This window comes from Kitasatospora sp. NPDC051702 (assembly GCF_040681575.1).
Lineage (GTDB): Bacteria > Actinomycetota > Actinomycetes > Streptomycetales > Streptomycetaceae > Kitasatospora.
The window spans coordinates 1-21,700 of the sequence record NZ_JBFAZB010000067.1 but is presented as its reverse complement, the minus strand read 5'-3'; the positions used below and the strand labels follow the sequence as shown (position 1 = coordinate 21,700).

Annotated in this window: 13 protein-coding genes; 8 read left to right on the top strand and 5 right to left on the bottom strand. The window is 76.5% G+C overall.

Translation table 11 applies throughout. The features are described 5' to 3' along the window. Positions 1 to 140: 140 nt before the first annotated feature. Complete coding sequence (locus AB0N04_RS35660) at positions 141 to 5,753, top strand: amino acid adenylation domain-containing protein (RefSeq protein WP_360219052.1); 5,613 nt, start codon at positions 141 to 143, stop codon at positions 5,751 to 5,753. Next, the gene (locus AB0N04_RS35655; RefSeq protein WP_360219049.1) at positions 5,750 to 8,929 is read left to right on the top strand and encodes an amino acid adenylation domain-containing protein; all 3,180 of its coding nucleotides are present in this window, start codon (positions 5,750 to 5,752) and stop codon (positions 8,927 to 8,929) included. The genes AB0N04_RS35660 and AB0N04_RS35655 overlap by 4 nt, the downstream gene beginning before the upstream one ends. 277 nt (positions 8,930 to 9,206) lie before the next feature. On the opposite strand, the gene AB0N04_RS35650 is transcribed toward AB0N04_RS35655, so the two are convergent. From AB0N04_RS35650 to AB0N04_RS35635, 4 genes are all read right to left on the bottom strand, one after another. Beyond that, positions 9,207 to 10,145, bottom strand: a complete 939-nt coding sequence (locus tag AB0N04_RS35650; RefSeq protein WP_360219046.1) for a sigma-70 family RNA polymerase sigma factor — start codon at positions 10,143 to 10,145, stop codon at positions 9,207 to 9,209. Positions 10,146 to 10,155: 10 nt separating this feature from the next. Further along, complete coding sequence (locus AB0N04_RS35645; protein ID WP_360219043.1) at positions 10,156 to 11,346, bottom strand: FAD-dependent oxidoreductase; 1,191 nt, start codon at positions 11,344 to 11,346, stop codon at positions 10,156 to 10,158. 204 nt (positions 11,347 to 11,550) lie between these two features. Continuing rightward, entirely contained in the window at positions 11,551 to 14,871 is a 3,321-nt protein-coding gene (locus tag AB0N04_RS35640) for an AMP-binding protein (RefSeq protein ID WP_360219040.1), read from the bottom strand. A gap of 153 nt (positions 14,872 to 15,024) precedes the next feature. After that, positions 15,025 to 15,414, bottom strand: a complete 390-nt coding sequence (locus AB0N04_RS35635; protein WP_360219037.1) for a carboxymuconolactone decarboxylase family protein — start codon at positions 15,412 to 15,414, stop codon at positions 15,025 to 15,027. A 205-nt stretch (positions 15,415 to 15,619) separates the two neighbouring features. Between AB0N04_RS35635 and AB0N04_RS35630 the strand changes: the two genes are divergently transcribed. The 5 genes from AB0N04_RS35630 to AB0N04_RS35610 all read left to right on the top strand — a co-directional run bounded on the left by AB0N04_RS35630 (position 15,620) and on the right by AB0N04_RS35610 (position 20,595). After that, the gene (locus tag AB0N04_RS35630; protein ID WP_360219034.1) at positions 15,620 to 16,519 is read left to right on the top strand and encodes a LysR substrate-binding domain-containing protein; all 900 of its coding nucleotides are present in this window, start codon (positions 15,620 to 15,622) and stop codon (positions 16,517 to 16,519) included. 92 nt (positions 16,520 to 16,611) lie between these two features. Next, positions 16,612 to 17,847 carry a hypothetical protein gene (locus tag AB0N04_RS35625; RefSeq protein WP_360219031.1) on the top strand — a complete coding sequence of 412 codons (1,236 nt, stop codon included), beginning with the start codon at positions 16,612 to 16,614 and terminating at the stop codon, positions 17,845 to 17,847. Between the two features lie 99 nt (positions 17,848 to 17,946). Further along, positions 17,947 to 18,669, top strand: coding sequence for a leucine-rich repeat domain-containing protein (locus AB0N04_RS35620; RefSeq protein ID WP_360219028.1), 723 nt, complete (start codon positions 17,947 to 17,949; stop codon positions 18,667 to 18,669). Between the two features lie 221 nt (positions 18,670 to 18,890). Beyond that, entirely contained in the window at positions 18,891 to 20,120 is a 1,230-nt protein-coding gene (gene thrS / locus AB0N04_RS35615; RefSeq protein WP_360219025.1) for a threonine--tRNA ligase, read from the top strand. A 220-nt stretch (positions 20,121 to 20,340) separates the two neighbouring features. Further along, the gene (locus AB0N04_RS35610) at positions 20,341 to 20,595 is read left to right on the top strand and encodes a hypothetical protein (protein WP_360219022.1); all 255 of its coding nucleotides are present in this window, start codon (positions 20,341 to 20,343) and stop codon (positions 20,593 to 20,595) included. Between the two features lie 53 nt (positions 20,596 to 20,648). On the opposite strand, the gene AB0N04_RS35605 is transcribed toward AB0N04_RS35610, so the two are convergent. Beyond that, positions 20,649 to 21,059 (bottom strand): VOC family protein, encoded by a 411-nt coding sequence (locus AB0N04_RS35605; protein ID WP_360219019.1) that lies wholly within the window; start codon positions 21,057 to 21,059, stop codon positions 20,649 to 20,651. Positions 21,060 to 21,178: 119 nt separating this feature from the next. Here AB0N04_RS35605 and AB0N04_RS35600 point away from each other — a divergent pair, with 119 nt between their 5' ends. Next, entirely contained in the window at positions 21,179 to 21,688 is a 510-nt protein-coding gene (locus AB0N04_RS35600; RefSeq protein WP_363365648.1) for a MarR family transcriptional regulator, read from the top strand. The last annotated feature ends 12 nt before the right edge of the window (positions 21,689 to 21,700 follow it).

Here is a 21,700-nt window from a genome sequence, read left to right as displayed (position 1 = left end):
CCTGCCGCCGGCCCGTCCGATCGCCCCCGCTCCCGTCACCGGCCCCGCACCCCCGAGCGGCGTCCCCGTCGGCTCGGCACCCGTCACCAGCACCCGCCCGTCACCAGCACCCCGCCCCGCCTCGCCCGAATGGACCGCCGATGACCGACACCCAGGACCTGCCCGCCGACTGGTCCGCCACCAAGCGCGCCCTGCTCGCCCAGCGCCTGCGGGGCGCCGCGGCGCCGAGTCGGACGGTCGGACCCCGCCCGGCGGGCAGCCCGCCGCCGCTGTCCAGCGGGCAGGAGCGGCTCTGGTTCATGGACCAGTTCAGCCCGGGCGGCACGGCCTACGCGCTGGCCCCGGCCCGCCGGTTACGCGGCCCGCTCGACCGGCAGGCCCTGGACCGGGCGCTCACCGACCTGGTGAACCGCCACGAGGGGCTGCGGATGTCCTTCCCCACCACCGACCACGGCACCGCCGAGGTCGTGATCGCCCCGCCGGGCCCGTTCCCCGCCGAGCCGGTGGACGTCTCCGCCGACCCGGACCCGGAGCGAAGAGCCGCCGAGGAGGTCGGCGCGCTGGTCGCCCGGCCCTTCGACCTGGCGGCCGGACCCCTCCTCCGGGCCCGGCTGATCCGGCTCGGCGCCGAGGACCACGTCCTCGCGCTGGCCATGCACCACATCGTCTGCGACGGCTGGTCCATCGACATCCTGAACCGCGAACTGGACGCGCTCTACGCCCAGCACGCCGACGGCACCCCGGCCGGGCTGGCGGACCTGCCCGTCCAGTTCGGCGACTACGCCTGCTGGCAGCGCGAGCGCCTGGCGGGCGGCGCCCTCGCCGCCTCCCGGGAGCACTGGCGGGCCGAACTCGCCGGCGTCCCGGCACTGGAGCTGCCCACCGACCGGCCGCGGCCCGCGCTGCTCACCTTCGAGGGCGCCGCCCTGGAGCTGCACTGGGGCCCGGAGCTGGTGCGGGCCGTCGCCGAGTGCGCCCGCGCGCACGGCGCCTCGACGTACATGGTGCTGATGGCCGGGCTCCAGGTGCTGCTGGGGAGGCACGCCGGGCAGCGGGACTTCGCCGTCGGCTCCGCGGTGGCCGGCCGGCTGCACCGCGAACTGGAGGGCGTGGTCGGCGCGTTCGTGAACATGCTGCCGATCCGGGCCAGACTGGAGCCCGGGCGGTCCTTCGCCGAGCTGCTCGCCCGGGTGCGGGAGACCACGCTCGACGCGTACACCCACCAGGAGGTGCCGTTCGAGCAGATGGTCGCGGACCTGGACGTCGAGCGGGACGTCAGCCGCGCGGCCGTCTTCCAGACCACCTTCGCCTTCCAGAACTACGGGGAGCGCACCGCCGCGCCCGCCACCGAGGGCTTCGGCTACCGGGCCACCACCACCCACGCCGACCTCGCCTTCTACCTGCGGGAGAAGCGCGACGGCGGGCTCTACGGGCTGATCACCTACCGCACCGACCTCTTCGAGGCCGACACCGTCCGGCGGCTCGCCGAGCGCTTCGAGGTGCTGATGGCGGCCGCCACCGCCGACCCGGCGCAGCCCGTCGACGAACTGCCGGTGCTCACCGCGACGGAACGCCACGACGTGCTCGAACGCTGGGCGGCGGGCCCCGAGCTGCCCTCCGGCGGCCCCGGGACGCTGACGGCGCTGCTCGCCGCGGCCGCCCGCGAGGCGGGTGACCGGCCGGCCCTGGTGTGCGCCGACCGGACCGTGAGCCACCGCGAACTCGACGCCAGGGCCGCCGTGCTGGCCCGAAGGCTGCGTGCGCTGGGCGTCGGCCCGGACGACCGCGTCGCGATCTGCCTGGAACAGTCCCCGGAGCTCGCCGTCGCCCTGGTCGGCGTGCTGAAGGCCGGCGGCTGCTACCTCCCGCTGGACCCGGAGCAGCCGCCCGCGAGGCTCGCCCAGCTGGTCGCGGACGCCGGCGTCCGGGTCCTGGTGACGGACTCGCGGCTGCGGCCGCTGCTGGCCGACCACCAGGGCGCGGACCTGCTCCTCGACGAGCTCGCGGAGGAGCCCGCCGCGGCCGAACCCGTCGGGGCCGAACCCGCCGACGGAGAGGGCCCGTTGGAGGAGACCTCCGGACCGGACGACCTCGCCTACCTGATCTACACCTCCGGCTCCACCGGGCAGCCCAAGGGCGTCGCGGTGCAGCACCGCCAGATCCTCAACTACCTCGCCGGCGTCCGGGAACGGCTGCGGATCGAGCCCGGTGCGAGCTACGGCCTGCCGCAGTCCCTGGCGTTCGACTTCAGCCTCACCATGCTCTACCTGGCGCTGACCACCGGAGGCCGGGTGCACCTGCTGCCGCGCCGCGTGGCCGGGGCCGAACTCGCCGAGCACATCGAGCGCGAGGGCATCGACTACCTCAAGATGACGCCCTCCCACCTGGCCGCGCTGATGGCCGAGACGGCCCCCGAGCGGCTGCTCCCGCGCCGGGCCCTGGTGCTCGGCGGGGAGGCCTCGTCCCGGACCTGGGCGGCGGACCTGGCCGGCCGCGGCCGGTGCGCGGTGTTCAACCACTACGGGCCCACCGAGGCCACCGTCGGGGTCACCGTCCACGAGGTGCTGCCGGGCGAGGCCGGCCCGGGCAACACCCCGATCGGCACACCGCTGGCCGGGGCGCGCTGCTACGTGCTGGACGCGGCCCGCCGGCCGGTGCCGCCCGGAGTGACCGGCGAGCTGTACGTCGGCGGGGACCGACTGGCCCGCGGCTACCTGGGCCGCCCCGACCTGACCGCCGAGCGCTTCGTCGAGGATCCGCTCACCGGCGGCCGGATGTACCGCACCGGAGACCTCGCCCGCTGGCGGCCGGACGGCGCGCTGGAGTACCTGGGGCGCGCGGACGACCAGATCAAGGTCCGCGGCCACCGGGTCGAGCCCGGGGAGGTCGAGGCCGCGCTGACCGCCCTGCCCGGCGTCACCCAGGCGCTGGTCACCCTCCACGGCGAGGGCGTGCGGCAGAACCTGGTCGGCTACCTGGAGCACCCCGGCCCCGGGCCCGCGCCGACCGCCGCCGAGCTGCGCGCGGCGCTCGGCGCCGTCCTGCCCGACCACATGGTCCCGGCCCGCTACGTGGTGCTCGACCGGCTTCCCCTGCTGGCGCACGGCAAGGTCGACCGCCGGTCGCTGCCCGAGCCCGGCGACCCGGCGCCCAGCGGCGCCCACGTCGAGCCGGAGGACGGCGCCGAGACGCTGATCGCCGGGATCTGGGCCGAGGTGCTGGGCGTCGAACGGGTCGGCGCGCTGGACGACTTCTTCGACCTCGGCGGCCACTCCCTGCTCGCCACCCAGGTCGTCGCCCGGCTGCGCCGGGCCTTCCCCGGCCTGCCGGTGCCGGTCGGGGTGATGGACCTGTTCACGCACTCCACCGTCCGCCGGCTCGCCGCCCTGGTCACCGACCCGGCCGCCGAACGCGGCCCCGGCGGCCTGCTCCACCGGCTCACCCCGCCGCGCGTGCGCACCACCGCCAGCCTGGTCTGCACCCCGTACGGGGGCGGCAGCGCCCTGATCTACAAGCCGCTCGCCGACGCGCTGCCGCCGGACTGGGCGCTCTACTCCGTCGCCGTCCCGGGGCACGAACTCGGCGAGGACCCGATGGACATCGACGAGGTCGCCGCCACCTGCGCCCGCGAGATCGTCGAGAACGTCCCCGGCCCGATCGTGCTCTACGGGCACTGCGGGGTCGGCGTGCGCCTCGCGGTGGAGATCGCCCGGCTGGTCGAGGCGGCGGGCCGGGAGATCGAGGCCGTCCACCTGGGCGGCATCTTCCCGTTCGCCCGCCCGCGGGGGCGCGGCGCCGCCGTCGGCGAGCGGTGGGCGGACCTCGTCGACCGGCTGCGCAGCGACCAGGGCATGATCAACGCCCTGGCGGCGGCCGGCCTGGACACCGACGAGGTCGACGCCGAGCAGCTGCGGCTGATCGTGCGCAACCGCCGCACCGGCACCAAGGAGGCCGAGCGCTACTTCACCCGGCTCTTCGAGGGCGGCGGCGGAACGGGCCCGGCCGCGGACGGCGGCACAACGGGCGCCGCGGACGGGGAAGGCGCCGGTACCGCCGCGGACGGGGCGGCCGCCGGCCGGCTGAGGGCCCCGATCATCGCGGTCTGCGGCGAGCGCGACCCGGCGACCGAGTTCTACCAGGAGCGCTACCGCGAGTGGCACCGGCTCGCCGACACCGTCGCCGTCGTCGTCCTCGACGAGGCCGGCCACTTCTACCTCAAGTACCGGGCCGCCGAACTCGCGGAGATCCTCACCCGCGTGCACCGCTCGATCGCCGCGGGCCGGGAGGAGCGCCACCGGCGCACCGCCGGGGCGACCTGGTGGCTCGCCGGCACGTCCCGGGACACCGGACGGGACGGCGGGCGGCAGGCGGCCCCGCTGCGCCCGACCATGCGCCGCTTCCTCACCGTCGCCTCCGGGCAGCAGGTGTCGATGATCGGATCGGCGCTCACCGAGTTCGCGCTCCCGGTCTGGATCTACCTCCGCACCGGCTCCCTCGCCCAGTTCGGCCTGCTGGCCGCCTGCGGACTCGTCCCCGGCATCCTCGCCGCGCCGCTCGCGGGGGCCGTCGTCGACCGCGGCGACCGGCGCCGCGTCATGCTGTACGGGGACCTCGCCGCCGGCGCCACCCAGGCCGTCCTGCTGATCCTCCACCTCACCGGGGCGCTGCAGGTCTGGCACGCCTACCTGCTCGTCGGCGTGCTCTCCGCCGCGCTCACCTTCCAACGGCTCGCCTGGAACGCGGCGGTGCCCCAACTCGTCCCCAAACGCTACCTCGGCCGGGCCAACGGCCTCGTCCAGATGGCCTTCGGACTCGCCCAGTTCCTCGTCCCGCTGTTCGCCGTCGGCCTGCTCGCCGCCATCGGGCTGGGCGGCATCCTCACCCTGGACGTGGCGAGCTACGCCGCCGCGCTCGGCGTCACCCTGGCCGTCCGCTTCCCCGACCTGATGGGCGCCAGCCGCCGCGAGAGCGTCTCCGCCGAGATCCGCGAGGGCTTCCGACGCGCCCTCGGCAGCCGGCACTTCCGGGCCATGCTGCTGTTCTTCGCGGCGCTGAACGTCTTCCTCTCCCCACTGTTCCTGCTCACCACCCCACTGGTGCTCTCCATCGCCCCGCTGGCCGCCGCCGGCTGGGTCTCCACCGCGGCCGGCCTCGGCGCCGTCCTCGGCGGGCTCACCCTGCTCGCCTGGGGCGGGCCGCGCCACCGGCGGCTGCGCGGGGTGCTGCTCGCCACCCTGGCCCTCGCCGCGGCCTGCCTGGTCACCGGGCTGCGCCCGGCCGTGCCGGTGGTCGCGCTCGGGGCCTTCGGCATGGCCTACACGCTGGCCCTGGTCAACGGCGTCTACGCGACGATCGTGCAGACCAAGGTGCCGCTGCGCTTCCACGGCCGGGTGATCGCGGTGAACACCATGGTCGCCTGGTCGACCCTGCCGGTCGGGTTCGCGCTGGTCGCACCGTTCGGCCCCCGGCTGCTCCAACCGCTGATGGACCACGACGGCGCCCTCGCCCCGACCGTCGGGCGGCTCATCGGCACCGGCGAGGGCCGCGGGATCGGATTGCTCTACCTGCTGTTCGGTCTCGCCATGGCCGCCCTCGTGCTCGCCTGCCTGGCCGTCCCCGCGCTGCGCCACTTCGACCGCGACGTGCCCGACGCGGAACCCGACGACCTGGTCGGCCTGCAGGCCCTGCAGGGCCGCGCCGCCCCCGCACCCACCAGCCCGCACCGCTCCGAGACCGAGGTGACCCTCCGGTGACCACCGCCACCCACCCGCTGACCGCCGAACAGCGCCGGCTCTGGTTCCTCCAGCAACTCCACCCGGAGGACGCCGGGTTCAACATGTACCTCAACCGGCGCTGGACCGGCCCGATCGACCCGGAGGCCCTGCGCACCGCGCTGCACCGGCTGACCGTCCGGCACGAGGTGCTGCGCACCCGCTTCGCACTGGACGGCGACGAGCCCGTCCAGCTGGTCGAGCCCCCGGCCGGGATCGAGCTGGCCCGGGTCCGACTGCCGGACGGCGCCGACGAGTCGGCGTTCACCGACGCCTGCCGCCGCTACGTCAACGCGCCCTTCGACCTCGCCGTGCGGCCCCCGCTGCGGGCCGCGCTGGTCAGTGCGGGCGAGCGGGAGCACGCGCTCTGCGTCGTCCTTCACCACATCGTCTCGGACGGCTGGTCGTTCCGGACGATGTGGCGCGAACTGCTCGCCCTCTACTGCGAGGCGATCGGCGAGGCACCCGCGGAGCTCCCCGAACTCCCCTTCCAGTACGGCGACTTCGCCAGGGCCGAACAGGCCAGGACGGCCGCCGGGGCCGGCGAGGAGGCGTTCCGCCACTGGGCCGGCAAGCTGGCCGGCACCGGGGCGCTGCGGCTGCCGCTCGACCGCCCGAGGCCCGCCCGGCCGACCCGGCCCGCCGGGTTCGCCACCGTCCACCTCGGCGCCGAGGAGACGACCGCGCTGGACCGGCTGGCCCGGCAGGAGCGCTGCACCCCGTTCATGGTGCTGCTCACCGGCTACCAGTTCGTGCTCGCCCGCTGGACCGCATGCCGCGACTTCCTGGTCGGCACGCCGCTGGCCGGCCGCACCGAGGCCGCGCACGAGGCACTGCTCGGCTACTTCAGCCGGACGGCCGTGATCCGGGCCGAGCTCGGCGGGCGGCCCGACTTCCGCACCGCACTGCGCCGCACCCGCTCGGCCACGCTCGCCGCCCTGAGCCACCCGGACCTGCCCGTCGAGCGCCTGGCGGCCCACCTCGACCTGCCCGCCGAGGCCGGCGCAGGACCGCTCTACCGGGCGGTGTTCGTCCACCAGAGCCAGTACGACCTGGCCGCCGGCCCCGGAGCCCCCGCGCTGCCCGCCGGCGTCCGCACGGCGAGCATGGACTCCGGCTTCGAGCAGGCCAAGACCGATCTGCTGCTGGACAGTTGGCGCACCCCCGACGGCGGGCTGACGCTCTCCTTCTGCTTCGACCGCGAGGTGCTCGACCGGGCCACCGTGGAGGCCCTCGGCCGGCGCTGCCGCGACCTCCTCGCCCGGGTGGTCGACGACCCGGGGCTCGCCCTGGACGGGGACTGGGCGGTCGGGCCGCAGGAGCGCGCGGAGCTGCTGGCCCTCGGGCAGGGGCCGGCGGACGCGGCGGGCTCCGAAGATCCGGTTGGGCCGGCGGGGCCGGCGGGTGCCGGTGTGCGGACGGTGCTGGAGCGGTTCGCCGAGCAGGCCGCGGCCCGCCCGGACGCGCCCGCGCTGGAGTGCGACGGCCAGGCCCTGAGCTATCGCGAACTCGACCGGCGCTCCACCGACCTGGCCCGGCGGCTGGGGCCGGTGGCCGGCCGGGTGGTCGCGGTCTCGATCCCGCCCTCCTTCGACCTGGTCGTCGCCCTGACGGCGGTCTGGAAGGCCGGCGCCGCGTACCTGCCGCTCGACCCGGCGCACCCCGAGGAGCGCCGCCGGCTGATGCTGCGCGAGGCCGACGCGGTGCTGGTCCTCGACGGGACGGAGAGCGGGACCGATCCGGAGGCCGGGAGCGACCGACCGGACGGGCCCGAGGCCGCCCCCGACCCCGGCGGCCTGGCCTACGTGCTCTACACCTCCGGATCCACCGGCGCCCCCAAGGCCGTCGCCGTCGACCACCCCGCGCTCTCCGCCCGGGTCGCCTGGATGGCCGGCCCCGACGGGTACGCGCTCGGGCCCGCCGACCGGATCGTCCAGTTCGCCTCCCTCGGCTTCGACACCCACGTGGAGGAGCTGTGGCCGGCGCTCGCCTCCGGCGCGTGCGTCGTCCTGCTCCCCGGCGGCGGCCGCAGCCTGCCCGACCTGCTGGGCGGCCCGCACGGCGACACCGTCACGGTGCTGGACCTGCCGACGGCGTACTGGGAGGAGCTCGTCGGGCTCGGCGAGCAGACCCGCTGGCCGGCCGCGCTGCGCCTGCAGATCCTCGGCGGCTCCCAGGTCGGCGCCGACGCCGTCGCCCGGTGGCACGCGCGCCACGGCGACACCGTGCGGCTGGTCAACACCTACGGCCCCACCGAGGCCACCGTGATCGTCACCGCGACCGACCTCACGGCCGACGACGCCCTCCACCGCCCCCCGCTGGGCCGCCCGCTGCCGGGCGTCCGGCTCTACGTGCTGGACGAGCAGGGCGGGCTGCTGCCGCGCGGCGCCGAGGGCGAGCTATACGTCGGCGGTGCCGGCCTGGCCCGGGGCTACCTCGGCCGGCCCGACCTGACCGCCGCCGCCTTCGTGCCGGACCCGTTCGCCGGGGGCCGGATGTACCGCACCGGCGACCGCGCCCGCTGGCGCACCGACGGGCGGCTGGAGTACCTGGGCCGCGTCGACGGCCAGCTCAAGCTGCGCGGCTACCGGATCGAACCCGCCGAGATCGAGTCCGCCCTGGCCGCCCACCCGGCCGTCGCCCAGGCCGCGGTGGCGCTGCGCGGCGGCCGGCGGCTGCTGGCCTACGCCGTCCCCCGCCCGGGCGCCGAGGCCGACGCCGCCGGACTGCGCGCGCACCTGGCGGCGCGGCTGCCGGCCTACCTCGTACCGGACACCGTGGTGGTGATGGGGAGGCTGCCGCTGACCCCGAACGGCAAGCCCGACCTCGCCGCGCTGCCCGACCCCGAACCCGACGGCGGCCCGCGCTACCTCGCGCCGCGCACCGACGCCGAACAGTTCGTCACCGGGCTCTGGCAGGAGGTGCTCGGCCTGCCCCGGGTGGGGGTGCTCGACGACTTCTTCGCGCTCGGCGGGGACTCCCTGCTGGTCACCCGGGTCGCCGCGCGGATCCGGGCGGGCCTGGGCCTGGACGTGCCCATCCGCGAGGTGTTCGAGAGCGGCACGGCGGCGACGCTGGCGGCGCGGATCGAGGCGCGGCTGATCGCCGAGATCGACGCCCTGAGCGAGGACGAGGCCGCCGACCGGCTCGGCGGGTGAGCCCCCGGCCGCCCCGCCGGTCGGGGGGCTTCCGGGGGTGCTGGCGCCCGGCGGCCCGGACGGCCCTCGCAGGCCGGACCCCCGGGGCGTGTGACCGGGCGCTCCACCTGGCCGGGGCGGGGGCCGGGGCGGGGGGAGGCGGCGCTGTCGAGAGCGCCGTCACGGGCCCCGCTCGGTCAGGGCGGTTCGTCGCCGCCGAGGCCGAACCGTCCGCGTGCAGGGCCGGAGGAGTGCCGCCCCCGCTCCGGCTCACCTCACCGGACTGCGGTGGCTCCGGTCACCATGCGCTGATGACCGGCACGTCGTGTTCGTGCTGTCGCCAAGCCTCGTCGAGGCGCGCGATCCGAGCCGCGGCGGCGATGCCGCGCAGCGACGCGACCTTGCCGCCGCTGACGTCGAACGCCACGGCGCCCACGACCCGGTCGTCGACCACGGCGAGGACCGCCGGGGATCCGTTGACCAGCGCGATGTGCATCGCGGGCGAGCCGCCGGCCAGCCGCCGCTTCGCCGGCGTGGCCTTGAAGCCGGCCCGAACGAAGGAGGCGATGCGCTCGCGCGTCGTGTACCGCAGGAGCCGCCTGGCCAGTCCGGCGCCGTCCGAGACCGCGGTGGCGTCGGCGGTGAGCAGCGCCACGAGCCGTTCGGTGCGCCCCGACACCGCGGCGGCGAGGAACTCCTCGACGACCCGGCGCGCGGACGCGGGGTCCACCTCGCCACCGCCGCGGCGCTCGGCGGACACCCTGCGGCGGGCCCGGTGGACGTGCTGCTGGCTCGCGGACTCGGTGATGTCGAGGATCCCGGCGATCTCGGCGTGGGAGTAGGAGAAGGCCTCGCGCAGGACGTAGGCGGCCCGCTCGACCGGCGAGAGGCGCTCCATGAGGGTCAGGACGGCCAAGGACACCGATTCCCGCTGCTCGAAGGTATCTGCGGGGCCGAGCATCGGATCGCCCTCGAGGAGTGGTTCGGGCAGCCAGTCTCCGGCCGCTCGCTCGTGGCGCGCCTGCGCCGAGCGGAGCCGGTCGAGGCAGAGGTTGGTGACGACCTTGGTCAACCACGCCTCCGGCACGTCGATGCGGTCCCGGTCCGCGGCCTGCCAGCGGAGGAACGCGTCCTGCACGGCGTCCTCGGCGTCGGCGGCCGAGCCGAGCAGGCGGTACGCGAGCGAGGCCAGCCGGCCCCGGCCGGCCTCGAACCGATCGATGGCTGCGCTGTCCATGCGGGGCAGCCTATGCGGCGGTCCCCGCAGCGGTCCGGCCAGGCTCGGCGGCCAGGCGGAGCTTGCGCTTCGGCATGCCGAAGGTCGGGTGGACGATGCCCCACCCGGCCCCCGTGAGCACGCCCGACTTGAGCCGGGCGGCGGCCCGGCCGCCCAGGTACCAGGACCTCGACCGGACGTCCCCGTCCACCATCTGGAAGATCGCGTCCCGCTGCCCGAGGCTGATGTGGTTCCCGTAGTACTTCAGCCCGGTGGTCGGGACCCGGCGGCCCGTCAGGCGCGCGATGACCGCGGCGGTCGCCTGCATGGTGGTGAAGCCGGCCGAGGCGCAGGACATCGGCAGAGGCCGCCCGTTCGCGCCGATCGCGTAGGCACAGTCACCGACGGCGTAGACGTCCGGGTGCGAGACCGAGCGCATGGTGCGGTCGACGACGATCTGGCCGGTCCCGGCGACCTCCAGGCCGCCGGCGGCCGCGACGGGGTGAACGGCGAACCCGGCCGACCACACGGTCACGTCGGCGGGAACGGACCTGCCGTCGGAGGCGATCACCCGTGTCGGCTCGACGGCCACGACGCCGGTGTGCTCGTGGACGGTGACGCCGAGCCGGTCGAAGGCCCGGCGCAGGTGACGGCGGGCCCTCGGGGCGAGCCAGGCGCCCGGCTCGCCGCGGGCGGCGAGCGCGACGGAGAGGTCGGGCCGGGACTCGGCGAGTTCCGTGGCGGTCTCGATGCCGGTCAGCCCCTCACCGACCACCAGCACGGTGCCGCCGTCACCGAGGGCGGCCAGGCGCTCGCGCAGACGCAGCGCCGAGGCCCGGCCGGTCACGTCACAGGCGTACTCGGTCACGCCGGGGACACCGTGGTCGGCCGCGGAGCTGCCGAGCGCGTAGAGAAGGGTGTCGTACTCCAGCTCGCCGTCGCCGTCCTCGCCGGTCAGGGCGACGGTCCTGCGCTCGGGGTCGACGCCGGTGACGAGCGCCAGGCGCAGGCGCACCCCGGTGCCCGCGAAGACGTCGGCGAGCGTGCGGAACGCGAGGTCCCGGCCGGCCGCGAGCTGGTGGAGTCGCATCCGCTCGACGAAGTCGGGCACGGCGTTGACGACGGTCACCTCGGTGTCGGCGGGGGAGAGCCGGCGGGCCAGGTTCCCGGTGGCGAAGGCCCCGGCGTATCCGGCGCCGAGTACGACGATGCGGTGCTTCATGGCGTTGCTCCTGTCTCGTTCGCGTGCCCCTTGGACGAGACGGCGCCCCGATTGCTGACAGGAGCCGGATGTGACGTGGGCCACTCGGTCGGGCCGCAGGTGCGCGGGCCGGTCCGTCACACCGCGGGACCCCCGCTGCTCAGGTGGCCGGTTCAGTGGCTCACCGGTCGGCTGCAGCGCTCGGCCGCAGGGCGGTCCCGGCGGTCAGGCCCCCGCCGCCGCGGCCAGTGCGGCGGCGAGGTCCGCGGCCAGCGCGTCCACCGCGCCGGCGGGGAAGGCGTGCTCGTTGTAGCGCAGCCAGCAGCGCAGCCCGCCGTCCGGCTGCTCGGTGACGGCGAGCTCCGGGACGTGCCGGTCGCCGCCGGGGAGCGGGTAGGGCACGGTGGCGTTGCGCGGCAGCTCCCACGCGGCGCAGGCCACCCCGGGCAGCTGCGCCGGGGCGCTCCAGCTCTCGTACCGCAGCCAGGCCGCGAACGGGACCAGCGGGCTGAACTCCGCGAACGGGTAGAGCTGGTGGTCCAGCGCGGCGGTGGCGGCGGCCCGCACCCGGTCGAGCAGCTCGGCGAACCCGGGCGCGCCGGAGGCGTCCACCCGCAGCAGCAGCGACTGCACGAAGCAGCCGACCGCCCGTTCCGCCTCCGGCCTGGTCCGGCCCGGCACCGGCGTCATCAGTACGAGGTCCCGCTGCCCGCTGCGTTCGGCCAGCAGCCCGCTCCACACCGCGGCCACCGCGAGGAACGGCGTGGCCCCCAGCTCCGCCGCCCGGGCCCGGAGGGCCGCCGCCCGGGCGGGCGGCACGGTGAACGCCCGGGCGGCGCTCAGCACCACCTCGGTGTGCCGCCGCCCCGGGAAGGGCTCGACCGCGGCGGGCGCGCCCGCGAGCGTGGCCGCGAAGTGCGCCCGGTTGGCCGGCCAGTGCGCGTTCGACCACTCCACCAGCTCGCGGTAGGCCGGCCCGGGGCGCGCCGCCGGGGCCGGGCGGCCGTTGCGCAGCGCCGAGTAGCACACCCCCAGGTCGCGCAGCAGGACGCCGAGCGACCAGCCGTCGGCGACGAGGTGGTGGACGGCCAGCAGGACGACGTGGTCCTCCGGCCCGCGGCTCACCACGGCCAGCCGGGTCGTCGGCCCGGCCGTGTGGTCCGTCGGGCGGTCCCGTTCGGCGACCAGCCGGGCCGACACCTCCGCGTCGTCGAGGCCGGGGGCGTCCACCAGCACCACGTCGGCGGCCGGTTCGCCGTCCAGCACCGTCCGGTGGAGGCCGGGCGGGGTGTCCGGGCCGCTCCCGGGCACCGGGACGAAGCGGGTGCGCAGCGCGGGGTGGCGGCGGACCACCTCGTACAGGGCCTCGGCCAGCGCGTCGGTCCGCAGCTCCGCCATCACCCGGAACATCACCGCCACCGAACCGACCTGGCGGCCGGGGGCCTCGGCCATCCAGCGCAGGAAGTTCTCCTGCTGCGAGGTGAGGGGCAGCGCGTGCGGCTGGGCGCGCAGCGCCCGCAGGAAGGCTGGCACCCCGGCCGCGGCCGGAGCACCGCCGGCGGGTGCGGCGGGTGCGGGGGCCGCGGTGACGGGCGGGGTGGGGGCCGTCGTCGCCTGCTCCAGCCAGGCGGCCTGGGCCCGCAGCGAGGGCCGTTCGAAGACCAGGGCCGTCCCCGCCGCGACCCCGAACTCGGCGGTGATCGCGGCGGCCAGCTGGACGGCCCGGAAGGAGTCCCCGCCGAGGGCGAAGAACTCCTCCTCCACGGCCCGGACCGGCCGCCCCAGCACGCTGCGCCACAGGCCCGCCAGCGCGAGCTCCCGTGCCGTGGCCGGCGCGGTGCCGCCCGAGGCGGTCGCGGGCTCCTCGAAGCGCGCCCGCAGGCGGTGCTTGACGACCTTGCCGCTGGGGTTGCGGGGCAGGGCGTCCGTCAGCAGGACGCGCACCGGCAGTTCGGGCCGGGCCAGCCGGGTGCCGAGGAAGAGCCGCAGCTCGTCGAGGTCGATTCCGCCGGGTGAGGGGACCACCGCGGCGACCGGCACCTGACCCATCACCGGGTGCGGCAGTCCGAGCGCGGCGGCGTCGGCGACCCGCGGGTGCTCGTGCAGCACGGCCTCGATGCGCAGCGTCGAGACCTTCAGGGCGCCGGACTTGACGACGTCGCTCTCGCGGTCGACCAGGTGGAGGTGGCCGTCCCCGTCGAGCCGGCCGAGGTCGCCCATCCGCACCCAGCCGTCCCGGAACACGTCGGCCGATCCGGCTCCGACGTACCCGCGCGGCGGGCCCGGCTGGCGCAGCCAGATCTCGCCGGTGCCGCCGGGGGCGACGGGCCGTCCGGTCTCGTCGAGGATCCGCAGGGCGGCCGGGTCGGTCGGGCGGCCGACCGACCCGGGGCGGGCCGGGTCGACGATCGCGGAGACCTGGGCGGGGGAGGCCTCGGCGGAGGTGTAGGTGTTGACGACGGTCGCCTTCGGGAGGGCGGCGCAGAGCCCGGCGGCGACGGCGGGCGGGAGCGCGGCGGCCGAGGAGCTGACCAGCAGGACGCCGGAGAGGTCCCGCCGGTCGGCTACCCCGGAGTTGAGCAGTTCGACCGCCATGGACGGCACCAGGAAGACGGTGCCCGCGCCGAACTCCTCCACCACCCGCCCGAACTCCTCCGCGTCGAAGCGCGGCAGGCAGATCGTGGCGGGCTGCGCGGTCAGCGCGTTCACCAGCACGACCTGGGCGGCGTTGGTCCCGATCGGGAAGGCGTGCACGGCGTACCGGGAGTGCGCGTACGGGCGGGGGCGGGGGGTGAGGACCAGCCCGGCGGTGAGGCTGGCGTGGGCGGCGCGGACGCCCTTGGGGGCGCCGGTGGTGCCGGAGGTCCCGATGATCTGGGCGAGGTCGCCGGGGGCGGCCCGGTGCGGGGGTTCGGCCGCGGGCGCGTCGCCGGCCCGGCCCTCGGGGCCGCCCGGGTGGCCGGGGCCGTCCAGGGCGCCGGGGTCGTTCGGTCCGGCCCTTTCGCCCAGTTCGGCCAGTTCATTCAGTCCGTCCAGTCCGTCCAGTCCGTCCAGTTCGTCCAGTTCGTCCAGGCGGAGGGTGGGCAGGGAGGTGTGCGGCCCGCCTCCGGCGATCGCCAGCCGGGCCCCGGCGGCCTCGACGAGCCGGTCGACGTCCTCGAGCGGCAGGTCCTCCCGGATCACCAGCCCGGCCGCGCCGGCGTAGTGCGCGGCCAGGAACGCCACGGCGTACGCGTCCCACTCCCGGTTGGTGAACAGCAGCGCCACCCGGTCGCCGGGGCGGACCCCGGCCCGGGCCAGCCCCTGGGCGGCCCGCACCGCCCGCTCGCGCCACGTCCGGTAGGTCAGACTGCCACCGCCCGGTACCAGCAGTGCCGTCCGGTCGGGGTGCAGCGCGGCCCGGTGGTCCAGCAGTGCGGGGAGGGTGAGGGGTGCGGGGGCGGACTGGGCGCTGATGACGACTCCCGGAGGGCTGCTGACCGCTGAGTGATCCAGAACGTATCGGAACAGTGAAAGGAAGCGCCAGATCCATTCACAACTCGTCACCGCCGTTGGCCGGGGCGGTGGTTGCGGTTCAACCGGGGCACCTCTGCCACCACCACCGCGGCGGCACCCTTACCACCACCACCGCGGCGACACCTCCAGCAGCACCGCCGCGGCGGCCCCGTGCGCCGGTGCCGCCGCGTGCGGCAGGAGGTGTCAGTGCACCGACCCGGTCGACTGCCCGGCGGCGGTCGCGTGCCGGTCGTAGAGCTTCATCGCCTGCAGTCCGTGGGCCAGCGATCCGCCGGCGCGGACGGCCCCGGCGACGAAGACGACCTCGGCCAGCTCCTCGGCGGTGACGCCGTGCCTCAGGGCCTGGCCGGTGTGGACGTCGAGGCAGTACGAGCACTGGGTGGTCAACGCCACGGCGATCGCGACGAGCTCGCGGTACCGGCGCGGCACGGCACCGTCCGTGCGGTCGACGGCGGCCTGGAAGGACTGCCAGGCGGCGAACTCCGCAGGGGCCAACCGGCCGACCTGGCGGGCCCGCTGGAGGTCCGACGGGTCCTGGTAGCCGTGGTCGTGCGAGTGGCTGACGGGTTCCATGCGGGTCACCTCTGAGAACCGGGCGGGACCTGCTCCCGCCGTACGGGACCAGCTCAGCAGCGGGCCCGGCGCCCCGTCCAAGACCGTTTCGATACCGCCCGGACCGATCCGATACCAGCCGGGCCGACCCGATACCAGCCGGGCCGACCCGATGCGGGCCGGGCCGCTCCGTGACGAGTCGGACGGCTCCGATACGGTGTACGGCATGGACCTCCGCCGCCTGCGCTACTTCGTCGCCGTGGCCGAGGAACGGCACTTCGGCCGGGCGGCCGCCCGGCTGCACATGTCCCAGCCGCCGCTCAGTCAGCGCATCCGCGAACTGGAGCGGGAGCTGGACTGCCGGCTGCTGGAGCGTTCCGCGCAGGGCGTGCTCCTCACCGAGGCCGGTGCCGTGCTGCTGGCCGAGGCCCGCGAGCTGCTGGCGGCGGCCGACCGCACTCGGGAGCGGGTGAGCCGGACCGGCCGGCGGCGCACGCTCAGGGTGGGCACGGTCGCCGGCGCCGGACTGGAACTCGGCCCGCGGGCGGCCGAGCACTTCCGCCGCACGCACCCCGAGGCGGAGGTGCGGCTCTGCGAGTCGGAGCTCAGCGACCCGACCGCCGGACTGCGGGCCGGCCGCGTCGACATCGCCCTGACCAGGCTCCCGTTCGACACCGCGGACCTCTCGCTCCAGCCGTTGGGGGAGGAGCCCCTGGTCGCCGCCGTGCCCGCGGGCGATCCCCTGGCGGAGCACGCCGAGTTGCGGGTGGGCTCGCTGCGGGCGCGGCCCTGGATCCGGCTGCCCGAGACCGCCGACCCGGACTGGCGCGGCTACTGGCTCGGAGCGGCGGCGGGCCCGCTGCCGGGGCCCGGCTCGGCGGCGGACCGGGAACCGTCCGGTCCGGTGGTGCGCTCGGTGGCGGAGTGCCTGCACGCCGTCGTCTGGCAGGGCGCGGTCGGCATCCTGCCGGCCGGAGCGACCCACCGCCACGTCACCGAGGGCGTGGCCTACGTGCCGCTGGCCGACTACCCGCCGAGCCGCGTGGTGCTCGCCTGGCGGGAGGGCGCGGCCGACCCCGCCGTGCCCGCCTTCGTGGCGGCGGTGGTGGCGGCCGCCGCGCACTGACCGCCCGCCCCGCCGGGCGGGTCCGGGTACCCCCTCGTGCCGGACCGGGCACCCCCCTCGTGCCGGAACGGGCGCGGGCGTACGCTGCCGCGGTGGATGAACTTCGCTTCCGGGGTGGGGACCTCACGTTCGCGTGGCGCCGGTTGTGGCTGCCGGCGGGTCTGATCGGCGTGCAGACCGTGATCGCGACGATGCGCAACGGCGCGGAGGGGCTGGGGTGGACGGCCGCCGCGCTCGCGGTGGTGATCCCGGCGTCGGTCCTGCTGCTGAAACGGTGCTGGACGGAGGCCGGGGAGGACGGCATCAGGATCTACCGGGGGCTGGGCCGGGTGCACGGCTACCCCTGGGGGGAGGTCCGCTGGATAGCGGTGCGCCACCAGAGCGGTGGCGGGGGCGAGATGACCTCGGTGCGGATCACCCTGGTGGACGGCCGCCGCCGGACCCTGCCGGGCCTCCAGGAGAGCACCCTCTACCCGCGGCCCGGCTTCGACGCCGACCTCGCCCGGCTCAGGGCGAGTTGGGAGCGGCACGTCGGCCCGTCGTTCCGGCTCGGCCCGCCGCCGCGCGAGCCGCTGCGCCGCCGGTTGCGCGGCGTGCTGCCGGGCGTCGCGCTGCTGGTCTGCGCCCTGGTGATGCTGCCGTTCGGCGTCGTCCGGCTGCTCCACGGGCTGGACGACGCCCACCGCTACGACGCCGCGCCGCGCTGCACGGCGGCGCGCCCCGCCGATGCGGCTGGGCGCTGCCTGGGGGTGGAGGTACGGGTGGTGCGCGCGGTCGAGCCGGCCGCGGACGGCTCCGCCACCACGGCCGTGACGGTGGGCCGGGACTGGGACGGCGCGGGCGAGGTGCTCCGCCTCGGGGAGCTGCCGGAGGGCCTGCGGGGCCTGCACACCGGCGACGAGGTGCGGGTGACCACCGCGCTCGACGGGTCCACCGTCACCGAGCTCGCCTCCGGCGCCACCAGCGTCCCGACCGTCGACTCCCCGCACCGGGCGGTCGCCCAGGACGAGGCGGGGCTGGTCTTCGCGGCCGCCGGGACCGCGCTGTTCGGGCTCTGGTGCGTCGCCGTCCGGCGCGCCCCGCGCGGCCGGTACCCGTGGTGGGCGCCGCTGGGCGCGGTGAGCCTGCTGCCGGTGGCGGTGATCGGCACCCGGGCGGACACCGCCGCGCTGCCGCTGGAGCCCCGGTCCTACTGGCCGGCCGTCGTGACGCTGCTGCTCGGTCTCGCCGTCGGCCACGCGGTGGTGCTCCGAGGCCGCGCGGCCCGCCGTCGCCGGGCCGTGCCGGTGGCCGCCCCCGAACCGGGCCGGGCGGGTGCCGTCCGCTGACCGTCCGCTGACCGGGCGGTGTCGCCGAGCGGCCGGCTCCGGGCCGGTGCCGCCCCGCCCCGGTCGGCGGAGCACATCGCGGGAGGGAGAATGGCCGACGTGACGGACACGACGCTCAACCTCTGGCGGCAGCCGCTCGACGAGGTACCCGCCGGGGTGTGGGACCGGACCGACCTGACGGTGCTCATCCTCGCCGACACCGGCCTGGCCGAACTTCCGCCCGGGATCGGGAGGTTGCAGCGGCTGCGGACACTCGATCTCGGGCACAACCGGCTCGCCGCGGTGCCCGCCGAACTGGGCGGGCTCACCGGTCTGCGCGACTTCCTCTACCTGCACGACAACGAGCTGACCGCGCTCCCCGAGGCCCTCGGCCGGCTCACCGCGTTGCGCTACCTCAACGTGGGGGAGAACCGGCTGGCCGAACTCCCCTCCACCATCGGTGACATGGTCTCCCTGGTCGAGCTGCGTGCCCAGCAGAACCGGCTGACCACCCTGCCCGCACGCTTCGGCGGCCTGCCCGCGCTGCGCGAACTCTGGTTGCGCGGCAACGCGTTGAGCGAGCTGCCGGACACCTTCGCCGGGCTCGGTGAGCTGCGCGAGCTCGAGCTGCGGGAGAACGCCTTCACCGAGGTCCCGCCGGTGCTGGCCGGGCTGCCGCTGCTGCGCCGGCTCGACCTGCGCGGCAACCGGATCACCGAACTGCCCGACTGGCTGGCCGAACTGCCCGCCCTGGAGAAGCTGGACCTGCGGTGGAACGACGTGCGGCCGTCGCCGGAGCTGCGCGAGGCGCTCGGCGCGCGCGGCTGCGTGCTGCTGCACTGAGCCGGGACGACCGGGCGGCCTGCGGGGAAAACGGATCACCGCTGCGGCCGGGGCCTGTTACCGTGGATCGCATGAAGCGCGCTGCACTCGCCACGACGACGCCGGAGAGAGTCCCGGCGCGCTGACTGCTGACCTAGTCCGAAGCCCCGGGGCCGAGTGCCCCGGGGCTTCGCCGTTCCCGGCCCACTCGCCCGCCCCGACCGAGTGGAGGGAGACCACCCGTGAACGACCACCGCAAGCTCGGCCGCGAGCTCGACCTGTTCGACACCGACCCGTTGATGGGGTCCGGCCTGCCGTACTGGCTGCCCGACGGCGCCGCGATCCGGCACACCCTGGAGGAGTTCATCCGCGGGCGCGAGCGGCGGGCCGGCTACCGGCACGTCTACTCGCCGGCGCTCGGGAAACGCGAGTTGTACGAGATCTCCGGCCACTGGGCGCACTACCGGGAGGACATGTTCCCGCCGATGGAGCTGGGGTCGGAGCAGGTGGTGCTGCGGCCGAGCCTCTGCCCGCACCACGCGCTGATCTTCCGTTCCCGCCCGCACAGCTACCGTGAACTCCCGCTGCGGATAGCAGAGTTGGGAGACATGTACCGGGCCGAGCTGTCCGGGGTGCTGGGCGGGCTGAGCAGGGTGCGGGCGATCCGGCTGAACGACGCGCACGTCTTCTGCACCCCGGAGCAGGCCGCCGACGAGGCCGCAGCGGCGCTGGAGCTGATCCGCGAGGCGCACCGGGCGCTCGGCGTCCGGCCGGTCCGCTACCGGCTCTCCCTGCCCGGCGGGGGCGGCAAGTACGTGGCGGACCCGGCGCTCTGGGAACGGGCGACCGCGCTGCTGACCGGCGTCCTGGAGCGTTCCGGCGTACCGTTCGAGGCGGTGGAGGGCGAGGCCGCGTTCTACGGGCCCAAGATCGACGTGCAGATCGCCGACGGCGCCGGGCGCGAGTCGACCCTCTCCACCGTGCAGGTCGACTTCCACCAGCCCGAGCGGTTCGGCCTGCACTACACCGGCCCGGACGGTGCCAGGCACCGCCCGGTGATGGTCCACCGCAGCGTGATCGGCAGCATCGAGCGGCTGGTCGCCCACCTGATCGAGCTGTACGGCGGCGCCTTCCCGGCCTGGCTGGCCCCGACCCAGGTGGTGCTGCTGCCGGTCTCGGAGGCCGAACTGCCGCAGGCCGCGCGGCTCCGGCAGCGCTGCCTCGACCTGGGGCTGCGCGCCGAGGTCGCCGGCCCCGAGCACGGCACCCTCGGTGCGCGGATCCGGTCGGCACGGCTGGCCCCGTACCAGGCGGTGGTCGGGGCCAGGGAGGCCGCGGACGGGCGGGTCGCCCTGCGGCTGCGGGGCGGGCGGCGGCTCGACCCGCTGCCGGCGGAGGAGGCCTGGGCCCGGATCGGCGCGCTGGTGGCGGCGTGCAGTGCGGAGCTGTGGCCGGCCGGTGCGGGCCGCTGAGCCGCCGGCGGGCGGTGGCCCGGCAGCGGTGGGCATGACTGCCGTGGCGGGCATGACTGGTGGCCATACGTACGACTAGTGCGGTGCGCGGTGTGTCGGACCGGCCGGGGGCGGTGGCCGCCCGTCGAATGGGCGCGGGCGGCCGGGTCCACGGCCGCCGTCGTCCCCGCCGTCCCCCGGTCCGGACCGCTCCGGGCCGTTCCCGGAGGTTCCCATGCGCATGCCGCGTAGTCTCGCCGCCCCGGCGCTCGCCGGCTGTCTCGCCCTCGCCGGCGCCGTCGGCGCCCCGGCCGCCCAGGCGGCCTCGACCGTGCACCGCCCGCTGCCCGTACCGGACGTCCAGTACTGCGCCGCCGTCCTCGGGCACGTTCCCGGCGCCGACGGGCGCGCGCCGCTGCTCGGCCGGGCCTGTGCGCCGGACTCCCGTTCCGACGCGCTCGGCGCCGCCGTCCGGACCGTGGCGCGGGACCGCTGACCCGTCCGGTGCCCCGGGCGGGCCGCGCCGACCCGCCCGGGGCGCCGCCGGCGTCAGTACGACTGCAGCTCGATCAGGTGCCCGTCCGGGTCCCGCAGGTGGGCGCTGCGCAGGTTCGGACCCCACTCGGGGCGGTCGGTCGGGCCGACGACCGGGGTGCCGCCGTGGCGCAGGCAGAGGGTGAAGGCCTCGTCCACGTCGGGCACCCGGAGGGCGAGCATCGCGGCGTCCTGGGCGGGGGCGGCGGGCCGGGCGGGCAGGCCGGTGGTGCCGAGGGTGGCGGCCATCGCGGCGCGGTCGAAGAGCACCAGGACGGCCTGGTCGTCGACGTCCCAGTTGGCGTACGGGCCGTCGGGCGTGCCCTTGACCAGGGTGGCGCCGGTGAGCGGTGGCAGGACGGCGCGGTAGAAGCGGAAGCACTCGGCGAAGCCGGTCACGAGCAGGCGGGGGTACAGGGCGTCCACGGTCGAAGCTCCCGGGCTCGGTGGTGGTGGGTCGGGGATCGGCGGGTCAGGAATCGATGGGCCGAGGGGATCATTAGTGGGTCGTCACCCACTATAGGGACTCACCCTAGACTTGCGCCATGACCCCCGAACCGCTCCCCGCTCCGGCACCGCTCGCCGCCCCCGGACCGCCCCCCGCTCCCGACCTGCCGCCCATGCTGCTGGACCTCGACAGCTACCTGCTCTCCCGGATCGGGCGCACCGCGCGGGCCCGCCTGGCCGAGCGGCTCGCCGGACGCGGGCTGCGGCTCTGGGACATGGCCGTGCTCGCCGCCCTCGCCGACTTCGGCCCGCAGGCCCAGCGCGACCTGGTCCGGAGGCTGGGCGTCGACCCGAGCGACCTGGCCAAGGTCGCCGACCAGCTGGCCGCCGCCGGGTACGTCGAGCGGGCCCGGGACCAGACGGACCGGCGGCGGGTGACGGTCTCCGTCACCGGGGCGGGGCGGGAGCTGCTCGCGGAACTGGACGCCGAGGCGCGCGCGGTGCAGGGCGAGGTGCTGGCGCCGCTGGACGAGGCGGAGCGGCGGGCGCTGCACGGCCTGCTGCTCCGCGTCCACGAGGGGCTGGGCGGCGCGGGCAGCGGGCTGTAGGGCCGGCTGCCC

Coding starts and splice junctions, on each gene's coding strand:
- AB0N04_RS35650 (WP_360219046.1), bottom strand. CDS start 10,145: ATGGACAGCGCAGCCATCGATCGGTTCGAGGCCGGCCGGGGCCGGCTG.
- AB0N04_RS35645 (WP_360219043.1), bottom strand. CDS start 11,346: ATGAAGCACCGCATCGTCGTACTCGGCGCCGGATACGCCGGGGCCTTC.
- AB0N04_RS35600 (WP_363365648.1), top strand. CDS start 21,179: ATGACCCCCGAACCGCTCCCCGCTCCGGCACCGCTCGCCGCCCCCGGA.
- AB0N04_RS35660 (WP_360219052.1), top strand. CDS start 141: ATGACCGACACCCAGGACCTGCCCGCCGACTGGTCCGCCACCAAGCGC.
- AB0N04_RS35635 (WP_360219037.1), bottom strand. CDS start 15,414: ATGGAACCCGTCAGCCACTCGCACGACCACGGCTACCAGGACCCGTCG.
- AB0N04_RS35610 (WP_360219022.1), top strand. CDS start 20,341: ATGCCGCGTAGTCTCGCCGCCCCGGCGCTCGCCGGCTGTCTCGCCCTC.
- AB0N04_RS35630 (WP_360219034.1), top strand. CDS start 15,620: ATGGACCTCCGCCGCCTGCGCTACTTCGTCGCCGTGGCCGAGGAACGG.